Below are 13,665 nucleotides of genomic sequence, written 5' to 3'. Positions count from 1 at the left end.
GGGGCACGCCTGCCACGGTGATGCGCTACTGGAGCCGCTTTCGCAGTTCACTGACGGTCAGGCGCCGGCCGGCGCCAACGACGCTTTCCAGATCATCCATAAAGGCGACCAGATCCTTTGCGCCTCTTTCGAACATGGAGAGGTTTGACAGCAGGGTCGGATCAACGCTGTCGTCGCTGCGGGCCTGCATCTTGACCGCGCGCACACCCATCATGCTGCGGCGCAGGAGTTCCCGCATTTCCGGCCCGCAACTGAGCATGAACCGTTCAAAGATGGACTTCAGCTCTGTTTCGGAGGCCCGGGCGTCGGTCAGCGCGCCATAGAGGGCACGCCGTTCGATGGCCGAGGTGACGGATTTGATGAGCGCATCCACCGTCAGCTCGTCCTTGACGATATAATCGGCACAGCCCCGGCGCATTGCTTCTACCGCGATGTGATAATCCACCGAGGAGGTCAGCATAATCGGGATCGCGCTGACCTGATCCTCATGGGCGAGTAGAATACGCAACGCGTCCAGCCCGGTGTCCATCCCGAGATCATGGTCGATGAAGACAAGATCAAAATGGTCGATTTCCAGACATTCGCGCATTTCATCGAGGTTGGCCGCCTCGGTGAAATCGACCATCAGGCCCGCCTTGCGGCAGATTTTCAACAGCCGCATTCGGTCAATTTCGTCGTCATCGATCGACAGTACATTCAGGAGCACGGGCTTGGCTCCGGTCGTCAAAGCGTAATCATGGACTAGCGTATTAGACATTTCAGGACCTTTACTCATTACTCACAGGGGGGGCGGCCAACACACTGCCGCGACACAACAAAGATGCTACCATTGCAACCTGCACACCCTGAGTAAAAATCATTTCTGAATTGAATTAACGAACTCCTTTTGGATAGGGTATTTCTGCGTAAAACACTCTAATGCCCTATTTTTTATCGTATTTTTTGCGCCGGAATTGCGAAATGTCCGGCTGAAGCGGCCGGTGACAAGGCCAAACGCCGCGCAATAGGAACCCGTTTTGCACCTAGAGATGCCGCAGGACCTCATGCAGCAGGCGGCGCGCGATAGAGGTCATTTCTCGCTTGCGAGAGTGGATCACCAGGAAGGGCGGGACGGTAATATTGGTGTCCAAGGTAATGGTGGTCAGGCCGGTGTCGCGCCCGGACAGCACCTGCGCCACCTCTCGGGTCTGGGTGGCGATCGCGTCGGTTTGCCCGACCAGGCAGAGCGCAATCAGCAGCGACGAGGAATTGGTGATGCGCTCCGGCATCGGGGTCTGGTTTTCCAGAAAACACTGTTCAAATGCCAGACGGATCGGAGAGCCGGGCTCCTGAATCACGAATTCATAGTCTCGCGTTTCCTGCAACGAGACCCTTCGCCCGGCCAGCGGATGTCCCTCACGCACCAGCAGCGCGATATCCTCGGTGCGCCCGGGATAGGCCTGATATGCGCGGGCGTCGCTGTCAGGGCTGATCCGGGCAATGACGAAATCAAACTGCCCCTCTTCCAGCCCCCGCATGAGCTCGGCGGAGGGGGCGACCTCAACAGTGGGGCGCAGGTCCGGTGCCTCCTTGCGCAGCGCCATCAGCGCCGGCACCAGCGCAGAGACCGCCGGGCCGGTCACCGCCCCGACCCGCACGCCGCCCGCCTTGCCCGATTGCAGGCTGTTCACCTCCGCCGCCAGCGAGTCGAGCTCGGCCAGGATCACCTGCGCGTGGCGCACAAAGGCCTCTCCCAGCGGGGTGACGCTCATGCCGCGCGGCAACCGTTGAAACAGCGGCCCGCCGACTTCGGTCTCGATCTCCGCCAGCAGCCGAGAGGCCGAGGGCTGGGTCATATTGGTGGCTTCGGCCGCAAGTTGCAGCTTGCCGGTGTCATGGATGCTGCGCACCAGACGCAGCTGCGCGGGTTTCAGACGTTTGGCGAGCGGCAGGACCATATTGCATACCTGTTTTGATATCTCAAAGCACCATATTCGGATTGGTATGATATGGGAAGCGCTCCTATCGTGCAGGGCGAAAGCCGCGGGACACAATGCGGCTTTGTGGAGGAGACTAAAATGACCCTGAAATCTATTCTTGCCACGACCGCCCTGGTCGGTGGTCTTGCAACGGCGGCCTTTGCCGATGGCACTATCGGGATCGCGATGCCGACAAAATCGTCCGCGCGCTGGATCTCTGACGGCGAATCCATGGTGCAGCAGTTCCAGGACGCCGGTTATGAAACGATCCTGCAATATGCCGAGGATGACATCCCCAACCAGCTGGCTCAGATCGAGAATATGATCACCAACGGGGTCGATGTCCTGGTTGTCGCGGCGATCGACGGCACCACCCTGTCCAACGCGCTGGAAAACGCGCATTTCGCAGGCATCCGCACCATCGCCTATGACCGGCTGATCCGCGACAGCGAATATGTCGATTACTATGCCACCTTTGACAACTTCAAGGTTGGCGTGCAGCAGGCCGAAACCCTGGTCGCCGGTCTGGAAGAGCGGTTCCCCGACGCGGAAACCTGGAATGTTGAACTCTTCGGCGGCAGCCCGGACGACAACAACGCCTATTTCTTCTACGATGGCGCCATGTCGGTGCTGCAACCGCTGATCGACAGCGGCAAGGTCACCGTGGTCTCTGGTCAGCAGGGCATGGACACCGTCGGCACCCTGCGCTGGGACGGCGCGGTTGCTCAGGCGCGGATGGATAACCTCCTGTCCGCTCATTACACCGACGCGCAGGTGCATGGCGTGCTGTCGCCCTATGACGGGCTGTCGATCGGCATTCTGTCCTCGCTCAAAGGTGTCGGCTATGGCTCCGGCGATCTGGCAATGCCCATCGTCACCGGTCAGGACGCCGAGGTGCCCTCGGTCAAGTCCATCCTGGCGGGCGAGCAATATTCCACCATCTTCAAGGATACCCGCGAATTGGCGCGTGTGACCGTCGGTATGGTCGATGCGCTGCTGGAAGGCGGCGAGCCGGAAATCAACGACACCTCGACCTATAACAACGGCGTCAAGATCGTTCCCTCCTACCTGCTGGAGCCGGTCAAGGTGACGGCGGACAACTGGGAAGAGATTCTGGTGGGCGCAGGCTACTACACCAAAGACCAGATCGAGTAATCCTCCGGCTCGGGCGGCGCTGTCGCCCACCGGCCAAGTCCCGCCCGCCCTGTCAGCAAGGGGCGGGCGGGCGAATTCCAGAACACATAATCTAAAGGATGATCCCGTGCAGAAGACGCTGCTCGAAATGCGGTCGATCACCAAGACGTTTCCAGGCGTCAAGGCGCTGGATGACGTGAACCTCTCGGTGCGGGAGGGCGAGATCCATGCCATCTGCGGCGAAAACGGCGCCGGCAAATCGACCCTGATGAAGGTGCTCTCGGGCGTCTATCCGGTGGGTCAATACGACGGCGAAATCCACTATGACGGGGCGCTGGCCGAATTCCACGACATTACGGAAAGCGAGGCCAAGGGCGTCATCATCATTCACCAGGAGCTGGCGCTGGTGCCGCTCTTGTCGATCGCCGAGAACCTGTTTCTGGGCAATGAGACGCAGAAAAACGGTGTCATCAACTGGCCGGAAACCTTTCGCCGGACCGAAGGGCTGCTGAAGAAGGTCGGCCTGAGTGACGCGCCGACCACGCTGGTGGACAAGCTCGGCGTTGGCAAACAGCAGCTGGTGGAGATCGCCAAGGCACTGGCCAAGGAGGTGCGGCTGCTGATCCTCGACGAGCCCACGGCGGCGCTCTCGGAAGCGGACAGCCAGGCGCTGCTCGATCTGATGCTGGAGCTGAAACAACAGGGCGTCACCCAGATCATCATCAGCCACAAGCTCAACGAGGTGCGCCGGGTGGCTGACACCGTGACCGTCATCCGCGATGGTCAGACGGTGTCCAGCTTTGGCACAAAGGACGGGATCACCGAGGATCGGATCGTGCGCGATATGGTCGGTCGCTCGATGGAGAACCGCTACCCCGAACGCACCCGAAACATCGGCGATCTGCTGATGGAGGTCGAAGGCTGGACCGTCCATCACCCCGAACACGCGGACCGGCGCATTATCCATGGCGTCGATTTCAACGTGCGCGCGGGCGAGGTCGTCGGCATTGCCGGCCTGATGGGCGCCGGGCGTACCGAGCTGGCCATGTCGATCTTCGGCCAGTCCTGGGGGCAGGGGATTTCCGGCCAGGTGCAGATGCGCGGACAGGATGTGGATACCTCCACCGTCGGGCGCGCGATCAGCGCCGGCTTGGCCTATGTCACCGAGGACCGCAAAAGTCTTGGTCTGGTGCTGGACGAGGAAATCCGCCGCAATGTGACGCTGACCAACCTGCCCAAGGTGGCAAACGGGCCGGTGCTCAACCACAATGAGGAAACCCGGGTCGCGGAGGGCTATCGCCGCTCGCTCAACATCCGCACGCCATCGGTGTTTCAGAAGGTGGTGAATCTCTCGGGTGGCAATCAGCAGAAGGTGGTGCTGGCCAAATGGCTCTTTGCCGAACCCGAAGTGCTGATCCTCGACGAGCCCACACGCGGCATCGACGTCGGGGCGAAATTTGAAATTTACGGGCTGATCAACGATCTGGCGGCGGCGGGCAAGGGGGTGGTGATGATCTCCTCCGAAATGCCGGAGCTGCTTGGCATGTGTGACCGGATCTACGTGATGAACGAGGGCGCTTTTGTTGGCGAGCTTGCCGCCGCGGACGCCAGCCAGGAGCGCATCATGTCGCTCATCGTGACAGAAGAATAAGGACATAAAAGATGTCAGTCGCAGACCAAACTCAATCCTCCGAGCGCCAAAACACGGGGATCGGCGCCTATCTCTCGGCGCATTTGCGCGAATACGGCCTGCTGTTCGCGCTGATCGCGATCATGGCGTTTTTCCAGATCGTCACCGGCGGCACCTTGCTGCGGCCGATCAACCTGACCAACCTGTTGTTGCAAAACAGCTATATCATCATCATGGCGCTTGGCATGCTGGTGGTGATCGTGTCGGGCAATATCGACCTCTCGGTCGGTTCGGTCATGGGCTTTGTCGGTGCGCTGGCGGCGGTGATGATCGTCAACTGGGATCAATCGCTGGCGGTGACGGCGCTGGTCTGTATCGCGACCGGCGCGGTGATCGGGGCGGCGCAGGGCTATTGGATCGCCTATTGGAAGATTCCGTCCTTTATCGTGACGCTGGCCGGGATGCTGGTGTTTCGGGGGCTGTCGCTCTGGCTTCTGGGCGGGGAATCCGTCGGGCCCTTCCCGCGTGAGTTCCAGTCGATCGCCAGCGGCTTTGTCTCTGACATCCTGCCCGGCGGCGCGGCGATGGCGGATCTCTTTGGCCTGCGCAACTTCAATATGCTGTCCTTTGTGGTCGGGCTGATTGCCGCCTTCCTGGTGGTCTGGTCCGGGCTGCGCAAACGGGCGCAGAACCGAAAATACGGCATCGAGGACGAACCAAAGATGTTCTTTGTCGCCCGCATCGGCATTGTCGCCCTGGCGCTGGTGTTTGTGTTCTACAAGCTCTCGACCTTCCGGGGCCTGCCCAATGTGATGATCACCATGGGCATCCTGACGGTGATCTATGCGTTTATCACCGAACAAACGGTGCTCGGGCGTCGGGTCTATGCGCTTGGCGGCAATACCAAGGCGGCAAAGCTTTCGGGCATCAAGACCGAGCGGCTGACCTTCCTCGCCTTTGTCAACATGGGCGTGCTGGCGGCGATCGCCGGCCTGGTCTTTGCGGCCCGGCTGAACTCCGCCACGCCCAAGGCCGGTTTCGCGCTTGAACTCGACGTGATCGCAGCGGTGTTCATCGGTGGTGCCTCCATGTCCGGCGGGGTCGGCAAGATCGTCGGCGCCGTGGTCGGGGCCTTCTTGATGGGGGTTCTGAACAATGGCATGGGCATCATGGGGGTCGGCATCGACTACCAACAAATGATCAAGGGGCTGGTGCTGCTCGCCGCCGTGATCTTCGACGTATACAACAAACAGAAAGGCTGAGCGCTAACATGACGTTCAAACCCGCCCAATGGCCCCGTCAACTTCGCAGCCAGGAATGGTACGGTGGCTCCAGCCGCGACGTGATCTATCACCGGGGCTGGCTGAAGAACCAGGGCTGGCCGCATGACATGTTCGACGGTCGCCCCGTTATCGGCATCCTCAATACCTGGTCCGATCTCAGCCCCTGTAACGGCCACCTGAACGAACTCGCCGAAAAGGTGAAGGCGGGGATCTACGAGGCCGGGGGCTTCCCGGTCGAGGTGCCGGTGTTCTCCGCTTCGGAAAACACCTTCCGCCCCACCGCGATGATGTTCCGCAACCTCGCGGCCATGGCCACCGAAGAAGCCATTCGCGGCCAGCCGATTGACGGCTGCGTCTTGCTGGTGGGCTGCGACAAGACCACGCCGAGCCTGATGATGGGCGCGGCCTCCTGCGATCTGCCGACCATCGTGGTCTCCGGCGGGCCGATGCTGAACGGCTATTTCCGTGGCGAGCGGGTCGGCTCCGGCACCCATCTGTGGAAATTCTCCGAAGCAGTGAAGGCCGGCGAGATGACCCAGGAGGAATTCCTCGAAGCCGAGGCCTCCATGTCGCGCTCCACCGGCACCTGCAACACCATGGGCACCGCATCGACCATGGCCTCAATGGCCGAAGCCCTCGGCATGGCGCTTTCCGGCAATGCGGCGATCCCGGCGGTGGATTCCCGCCGCCGCGTGATGGCGCAGATGTCCGGGCGGCGCATCGTGCAGATGGTCAAGGACGATCTGAAACCCTCTGACGTGATGACCAAAGACGCGTTTGAGAATGCGATCCGCACCAATGCGGCGATCGGTGGTTCGACCAATGCGGTGGTACATCTGCTGGCCATGGCCGGGCGCGTCGGCATCGACCTGACGCTGGACGATTGGGACCGTTGCGGCCGCGACGTTCCGACCATTGTCAACCTGATGCCCTCCGGCAAATACCTGATGGAAGAATTCTTCTACGCAGGCGGCCTGCCGGTGGTGCTGAAACGTCTGGGCGAGGCGGGCCTTTTGCACAAGGACGCGCTGACCGTCTCGGGCGGGCCGATCTGGGATGAAATCGCCCATGTCGAGAACCACAACGAGGATGTGATCCTGCCCGCCGATCAGGCGCTGACCCAGTCGGGTGGCATCGTCGTTGTGCGCGGCAACCTCGCCCCCAATGGCGCGGTGCTGAAACCCTCGGCGGCGACGCCCGCGCTGATGCAGCACCGGGGCCGCGCGGTGGTGTTTGAGGATATCGACGACTACAAGGCCAAGATCGCCGACCCGGATCTCGACATCGACGAGACCTGCGTGATGGTGCTGAAGAACTGCGGGCCCAAGGGCTATCCCGGCATGGCCGAGGTGGGCAATATGGGCCTGCCGCCGAAGCTCTTGAAAAAGGGCATCACCGATATGGTGCGGATCTCGGATGCGCGCATGTCCGGCACCGCTTATGGCACCGTGGTGCTGCATACCTCGCCCGAAGCCGCCGCAGGTGGCCCGCTGGCGGTGGTGCGCGATGGCGACATGATCGAGCTGGACGTGCAGAACCGCGCCCTGACCCTCGACATCCCCGAGGCAGAGCTGGCAGCGCGGCTGGCGGACTGGACCCCAAGCCACGAGCGTGCCACCTCGGGCTATCTGATGCTGCACCAGAACCACGTCGAAGGGGCCGATACCGGCGCTGACCTTGATTTCCTCAAGGGCTGCCGTGGTGCGCCGGTCGGAAAGGACAGCCATTGATGAAAGTTGCACTCATTGGCATCGGCAAGATCGCCCTGGACCAGCATGTCCCGGCGATCCAGCACAGCCCGGATTGGGAGCTCGCCGCCACCGTCAGCCGCAATGGCACGATCGACGGCGTCGAGGCCTTCACCGATTTCGCCGAGATGCTGACGGCGCGGCCGGATATCCGCACGGTGTCCCTCTGCCTGCCGCCGGTGCCGCGTTTTGATTACGCGATGATGGCGATCCGCGCCGGGCGCCACGTGATGCTGGAAAAACCGCCGGGGGCAACCCTGGCGGAATGCCATGCCCTCGCCGAGGCGGCCCGCGAGGCCGGGGTGGCGATCTATGCCACCTGGCATTCGCGTCAGGCCGATATGGTCAGCGCCGCCAAGCGCTGGCTCTCCGACAAGACCCTGCGTCGCCTGAATGTGACCTGGAAAGAGGACGTCCGGCGCTGGCATCCCGGCCAGGGCTGGATCTGGGAGCCGGGCGGGCTCGGCGTGTTCGACCCCGGCATCAACGCGCTGTCGATCGTGACCGAGATCCTGCCGGACCCGATCCATGTCTCTGGTGGTCTTCTGGAGGTGCCGGAAAACTGCCAGACGCCGATCGCCGCCAATCTGCGCTTCCATCACCCGAAAGGGGCCAATGTGGCGGCGGTGTTTGATTGGCGACAGGAGGGCGAACAGACCTGGGAAATCGAGGCCGAAACCGAAGAGGGCATCCTGCGCCTGCTCGATGGCGGCGCCCGGATGCTGGTCGATGGGGTCGAAAAAGGCGAGGTCGCGCCGCTGGCCGGCGAATACCCGCGCCTTTACGAACAAATGGCCCGGCTCGTGGAGCATGGCGGCATCGACATGGATCTGCGTCCGATGACCCTGGTTGCCGATGCCTTCACCCTGGCCCGGCGAGAGACCGTAGCGCCCTTTATTGAATAAGCCGCAAATACCCTTAGATGGCGGGCAGGACCTGCGCGCCCAGATAGCGAAGTAAGCACGCCCGTCGTGCGAGGAGTTCTTATGTCAAATCCCCTTACAGGTATCCTGCCGGTCGCGCCGACCCCGTTTCTGGAGGACGGCAGCGTTGATGCCGAAGGTATGAAACGCGTTCTGGATTGCATGATCGACCAGGGCGTCGATGCGATCTGTATTCTGGCCAATTATTCCGAACAATTCGTGCTCTCGGATGAGGAACGCGCGCAGCTGACCCGGCTCTCGCTCGAACATGTGGCGGGCCGGGTGCCGGTGATCGTCACCATCAGCCATTTCAGCACCCAGATCGTGGTCCAGCGCGCCCGCGACGCCGCCGCCATGGGGGCCGCCATGCTGATGATGATGCCGCCCTATCACGGGGTCGGGCTGGTGCCGCCGGAGGCTGCGATCTTTGAACATTTCGCGGCTGTTTCAGATGCGGTGCAAATCCCGATCATGGTGCAGGACGCGCCCCTCTCCGGGGTAACGCTTTCGGTGCCGATGCTGGTCCGCATGGCGCAAGAAATCGAAAACGTCAGCTATTTCAAGATCGAAACCCCCTTTGCCGCCGACAAGCTTGCCGGTCTGATCGAGGCCGGCGGCAAGGAGATCATCGGCCCCTTTGACGGCGAAGAAGCCGTGACCCTGCTGGCCGATCTCGATGCGGGTTGCACCGGCACCATGACCTCGGCCTTGCAGCCGGAGCTGATCCGGCCCATCGTCATCGACTACCGCGCCGGGCGCGTTGATGCGGCGCTGGAGCGCTGGCGCCTGTGCCTGCCGCTGATCAACCACGAGAACCGCCAATGCGGGCTGCGCGCCGCCAAGGTGGTGATGAAAGAGGGCGGGGTGATCAAATCCGATCACGTCCGCCACCCGCTGAAACCCATGTCGGAGCGCAACCGCGCCCGTCTTCTGCATTTGGCAGCGGAGCTCGACGTGATCGCGCTGCGCTGGGGAAAAGGATAAACCGATGACTTATCAACCACATGGAAAACACCTGATCGCCGGAAACTGGGTCGAAAGCCCGGAAACCTTCGCCTCGCAGCCGGTTACGGGCGAGCCGATGACGGTCTGCGCCGGTGGCCCCGCCGAGGTGGATCAGGCGGTCAAAGCTGCCGAAGCCGCCTTTCTGACCTATGGCTGGACCAGCCGGGAACAACGCGCCGCCTTCCTGGAGGCCATCGCCGACGAGATCGAAGCGCGCGGCGCTGATATCACCCGTCTGGGTACCGCCGAAACCGGCCTGCCCGAAGCTCGGCTGGAGGGCGAACGCGGCCGTACCACCGGCCAGCTGCGGCTGTTCGCGGCGCATATCCGCGATGGCGCCTATCTGGATGAACGCCACGACCCGGCGCTGCCCGATCGCGCCCCCCTGCCACGCCCGGACCTGAAGATGGTCCAGCGCCCGATCGGCCCGGTTGCGGTCTTTGGCGCCTCCAACTTCCCGCTGGCCTTCTCCACCGCCGGTGGCGACACTGCCGCGGCGCTGGCGGCAGGCTGCCCCGTGGTGGTCAAGGGCCACCCGGCCCATCCCGCAACGGGCGAGATCGTGGCCGACGCCATCAAAGCGGCCATCGAGACCTGCGGCCTGCCTGCGGGCGTCTTCTCGCTGGTGCAGGGCATCAGCCACGACCTGGGCGGAGCCCTGGTCAAACACCCGCTGATCCGCGCGGTTGGGTTTACCGGCTCGCTGGGGGCAGGGCGTGCCTTGTTCGACCTCTGCGCCGCACGGCCGGACCCGATCCCCTTTTACGGCGAGCTCGGCTCGATCAACCCGATGTTCCTGATGCCCGAGGCCCTGGCCGCACGCGGCGCTGAGCTCGGCACTGGCTGGGCGGGCTCGCTCACCATGGGCGTGGGGCAGTTCTGCACCAACCCGGGTCTGGTGATTGCCCAGAAGGGCGCCGATCTGGAGGCCTTTGTCGCGGCGGCCAAAGATGCCCTGGCAGAGGCCGGCGCCAGCGTGATGCTGACCGAAGGCATCGCCGAGGCCTATCGCAAAGGCCAGAGCGAAATCGCCGAGATCGCCTCTGTCCAGGAAGTGCTGTCTTCCAGTTGCGCCGCGCGCACTGCCACCCCCGCCGTCTACCGGGTCTCGGCGGCGGATTGGATGGCCAATGAGGCGCTCTCGGAGGAGGTCTTTGGCCCGCTTGGCCTGATTGTCGAGGCCGAAAGCCTGGATCAGATGCTGGAGCTGGCCCGCGGCCTCAAGGGGCAGCTGACCGCGACCTTGCAGATGGATGCGGGCGATACCGATGCCGCGCGTTCCTTTGTGCCGGTGCTGGAGCGCAAGGCGGGGCGGCTGCTGGTCAATGGTTTCCCGACGGGCGTGGAAGTGGCCGATGCGATGGTGCACGGCGGGCCCTATCCGGCCTCGACCAATTTTGGCGCCACTTCGGTCGGCACCATGGCGGTGCGGCGGTTCCTGCGGCCGGTATGCTATCAGAACATGCCGGATGCGCTGCTGCCAACAAACTAACATAATAAGGGGGCGCTGCCCCCTCGTGCCCGGGGGCACTCACCCCCGGGATATTTCTTAAGAGGCGAAAGGGCGGGTTTCATCTTTTTCAAAATATCCCCGCCGGAGGCAGCGCCGTAAGGCGCTATCCCGCAAGTCCAGGCAGCCAGAGCACGATGGCCGGGAAGGCGACCAGCAGCGCAATGGTGACCGCATCGGCGATGAAGAAGGGCATCACGCCGCGAAACACGTCTTGCACCGACAAATCATCGCGCACCCCGGCCACCACAAAGCAGTTGAGGCCGATCGGTGGGGTGATCAGGCAGAACTCCGCCATTTTCACCACCAGGATGCCAAACCAGATTGCACACATGCTGCCTGACATACCAAAGGCGGAATCAACCGCCGCGACGTTTTCACCGCCGTTCAGCGCCATGACGGCGGGGTAAACCACCGGCAGGGTCAAGAGCAGCATGCCGATCGCATCCATGAACATGCCAAGCACCGCATAGGCCAGCAGGATCGAAATCAGGATCACCAACGGCGGTGCCGAAAGTGACGCAATCCAGTCGGCAAAGGCGTGCGGCAGATCAGCAAAGCCCAGGAATCGCACGTAGATCAACACGCCCCAGATAATGGTGAAGATCATGATGGTCAGCTTGGCAGTTTCCATCAGCGCATCCATCAGCTGACGCGTCCGCATGCCCCGCATCAAGGCGATGACAAAGACGATAAAGGCACCAACCGCGCCGCCCTCTGTCGGGGTGCCCCAGGCTTCGCCGAAGGGGTTGTAGACAAAGAAGATAATCACCACCACAACCGCCAGGATCGGCAGCGCCGGGGGCAGCGACACCAGCCGCTCGCGCCAGGTGAAGCCGGTGACCGGCGGGCCGACGGATTTGAACACCACCGCGATGCCGATGATCAGCACCGCATAGACCACGGCCGAAAACGCCCCGGGGACAAACCCCGCCAGCAGCAGCTTGCCGACGTCCTGTTCCACGATGATCGCATAGATCACCAGAATGGCAGAGGGCGGGATCAATGACGCCAGCGTGCCGCCAGCCGCCACCACGCCGGCGGCGAACCGTTTATTGTAGCCAGCCGCCAGCATCTCGGGGATGCCAATGCGGGCAAAGACCGCTGCGGTGGCCACCGATGCGCCAGACACCGCGGCAAAACCCGCCGTGGCAAAGACGGTAGAGACCGCAAGCCCGCCCGGCACCCAGGCGATCCAGCGTTTGGCCGCCTCGAACAGCGCCGAGGTCAGCCGTGCATAATAGGCCAGATAGCCGATCAGGATGAAAGTCGGAATGAGGCTCAGCGCCTGGCTGGAGACTTTGGAATGCGGCACTTGCCCGGCGATTTTGACGCTGATGGTGACGGCCTTGCCAAAACGGGCGGGATCATAGTCAAAGCCGTTCCAGCGCAGCCAGACCAGACCGGCAAAGCCCGCCAGACCGGCGGCAAAGGCCACCCGCATGCCAAGCACCACCAGGACCAGCATGCCCGCAGACACCCAGAGGCCGATTTCGATATTACTCATTGGGGGCCATCCTCCAGATGCTCGGCTTCGGCTGCGGCCTGATCGGCCACGGATTGGATCAAGGGCACCGCGGCCGGGTTCTCGATCCCAAGGATAAAGGCGCGCACATAGGCCGCAAATTGCAAGAGCAGCCGCGCGCTGAGCACCGCAAGCGCCACCGGCACCACCAGTTTTGAGGGCCAGATCGGCAGGCCGATGTCGATCGAGCTGTCGCGCGAACACAAGGGGCGGGCGCAGTCAAAGGAGCGGTCGAAATGCGCCCAGGATCCCCAGACCAGCGCGACAACCAGCAGCAGCATGCACAGCACCGTCAGCGCCTCGAACAGCCAGAGCAGCCGCCCGTGCAGCCGCCCGACAAGGATATCCATGCGGATATGACCGCCTTCGCGCTGCACATAGGACACGCCGAGAATGGCGATCAGCGGCATCAGCGCCTCGATATAATCCACATAGCCGGGCAGGGGGCCATCCATCAGCCCGATCTTGTCCATCAATGGCGCCAGAAAAGTGCGGTCCAATTGACGCCCGGCCACCGAATAGGCGGCAAGAAACATGAGAGAGAATGCGGCAAGGCCGCTGATCAGCGCGGTGAAGCGCTCGATTGGCAATAGCGCCTTGTCCAGTCGCGAAATCAGACTGGAATCGCTGAGTACAGTAGATGAGCCGGCCATCCTGCCCCCGTAGTATGAGTGAAGCTGTGCCGAAATCGACAAATCGAGCAACAGGCCCGGAGGGTCCGGGCCTGTTGTTTAACAGGGTCCAAATGGATCAGTTGCCGCCTTGGTTGGCCAGGGTTGTCTCGACAAGATCATAAAGCTCCTGACCCGGCAGGCCCTGGGCTTCCATATCCTTGATCCAGGCGTCGCGGATCGGATCCGCCGCCTTGGCGCGGAATTCGGCCAGAACATCGTCAGAGATTTCGACCTTCTCGACGCCTTTTTCCTCCAGCACCGCATCCCATTTCTTC

Annotated in this window: 11 protein-coding genes and 1 pseudogene; 7 read left to right on the top strand and 5 right to left on the bottom strand. The window is 62.5% G+C overall.

Annotated elements, in window-relative coordinates:
* Nucleotides 1-25: 25 nt before the first annotated feature.
* Together HCZ87_RS10525 and HCZ87_RS10520 are read right to left on the bottom strand one after the other, a co-directional pair.
* Nucleotides 26-757: a response regulator gene (locus HCZ87_RS10525; RefSeq protein WP_167643713.1), complete on the bottom strand. Its 732-nt coding sequence runs from the start codon at nucleotides 755-757 to the stop codon at nucleotides 26-28.
* A 265-nt stretch (nucleotides 758-1,022) separates the two neighbouring features.
* On the bottom strand, nucleotides 1,023-1,937 hold the full coding sequence (locus tag HCZ87_RS10520) for a LysR family transcriptional regulator (RefSeq protein ID WP_254868595.1): 915 nt from the start codon (nucleotides 1,935-1,937) through the stop codon (nucleotides 1,023-1,025).
* A 120-nt stretch (nucleotides 1,938-2,057) separates the two neighbouring features.
* Here HCZ87_RS10520 and chvE point away from each other — a divergent pair, with 120 nt between their 5' ends.
* The 7 genes from chvE to HCZ87_RS10485 all read left to right on the top strand — a co-directional run bounded on the left by chvE (nucleotide 2,058) and on the right by HCZ87_RS10485 (nucleotide 11,173).
* The gene (chvE, locus tag HCZ87_RS10515; RefSeq protein ID WP_167643712.1) at nucleotides 2,058-3,113 is read left to right on the top strand and encodes a multiple monosaccharide ABC transporter substrate-binding protein; all 1,056 of its coding nucleotides are present in this window, start codon (nucleotides 2,058-2,060) and stop codon (nucleotides 3,111-3,113) included.
* 127 nt (nucleotides 3,114-3,240) lie between these two features.
* Nucleotides 3,241-4,743 carry a multiple monosaccharide ABC transporter ATP-binding protein gene (gene mmsA, locus HCZ87_RS10510; RefSeq protein WP_167643728.1) on the top strand — a complete coding sequence of 501 codons (1,503 nt, stop codon included), beginning with the start codon at nucleotides 3,241-3,243 and terminating at the stop codon, nucleotides 4,741-4,743.
* 11 nt (nucleotides 4,744-4,754) lie between these two features.
* Nucleotides 4,755-5,984, top strand: coding sequence for a multiple monosaccharide ABC transporter permease (gene mmsB, locus HCZ87_RS10505; protein ID WP_167643711.1), 1,230 nt, complete (start codon nucleotides 4,755-4,757; stop codon nucleotides 5,982-5,984).
* A gap of 8 nt (nucleotides 5,985-5,992) precedes the next feature.
* Nucleotides 5,993-7,735 carry an L-arabinonate dehydratase gene (gene araD / locus HCZ87_RS10500; protein WP_167643710.1) on the top strand — a complete coding sequence of 581 codons (1,743 nt, stop codon included), beginning with the start codon at nucleotides 5,993-5,995 and terminating at the stop codon, nucleotides 7,733-7,735.
* Nucleotides 7,735-8,658, top strand: coding sequence for a Gfo/Idh/MocA family protein (locus tag HCZ87_RS10495; RefSeq protein ID WP_167643709.1), 924 nt, complete (start codon nucleotides 7,735-7,737; stop codon nucleotides 8,656-8,658). Before araD ends, HCZ87_RS10495 begins: the two co-directional genes overlap by 1 nt.
* Nucleotides 8,659-8,739: 81 nt before the next feature.
* Entirely contained in the window at nucleotides 8,740-9,660 is a 921-nt protein-coding gene (locus HCZ87_RS10490; protein WP_167643708.1) for a dihydrodipicolinate synthase family protein, read from the top strand.
* Between the two features lie 4 nt (nucleotides 9,661-9,664).
* Complete coding sequence (locus HCZ87_RS10485; RefSeq protein WP_167643707.1) at nucleotides 9,665-11,173, top strand: aldehyde dehydrogenase (NADP(+)); 1,509 nt, start codon at nucleotides 9,665-9,667, stop codon at nucleotides 11,171-11,173.
* 124 nt (nucleotides 11,174-11,297) lie between these two features.
* Here HCZ87_RS10485 and HCZ87_RS10480 read toward each other — a convergent pair whose 3' ends face one another.
* From HCZ87_RS10480 to HCZ87_RS10470, 3 genes and pseudogenes are all read right to left on the bottom strand, one after another.
* Entirely contained in the window at nucleotides 11,298-12,698 is a 1,401-nt protein-coding gene (locus HCZ87_RS10480; RefSeq protein ID WP_167643706.1) for a TRAP transporter large permease, read from the bottom strand.
* Nucleotides 12,695-13,369 (bottom strand): TRAP transporter small permease subunit, encoded by a 675-nt coding sequence (locus HCZ87_RS10475; RefSeq protein WP_167643705.1) that lies wholly within the window; start codon nucleotides 13,367-13,369, stop codon nucleotides 12,695-12,697. The genes HCZ87_RS10480 and HCZ87_RS10475 overlap by 4 nt, the downstream gene beginning before the upstream one ends.
* Nucleotides 13,370-13,466: 97 nt before the next feature.
* Nucleotides 13,467-13,665, bottom strand: a pseudogene (locus HCZ87_RS10470) (C4-dicarboxylate ABC transporter substrate-binding protein); the annotation flags it as partial.

The organism is Phaeobacter sp. HF9A (assembly GCF_011806385.1).
In the GTDB taxonomy this organism is placed as follows: Bacteria; Pseudomonadota; Alphaproteobacteria; order Rhodobacterales; family Rhodobacteraceae; genus Epibacterium.
Note: the sequence above shows the minus strand (reverse complement) of the source record. Positions and strands in the feature narration are given on the sequence as shown.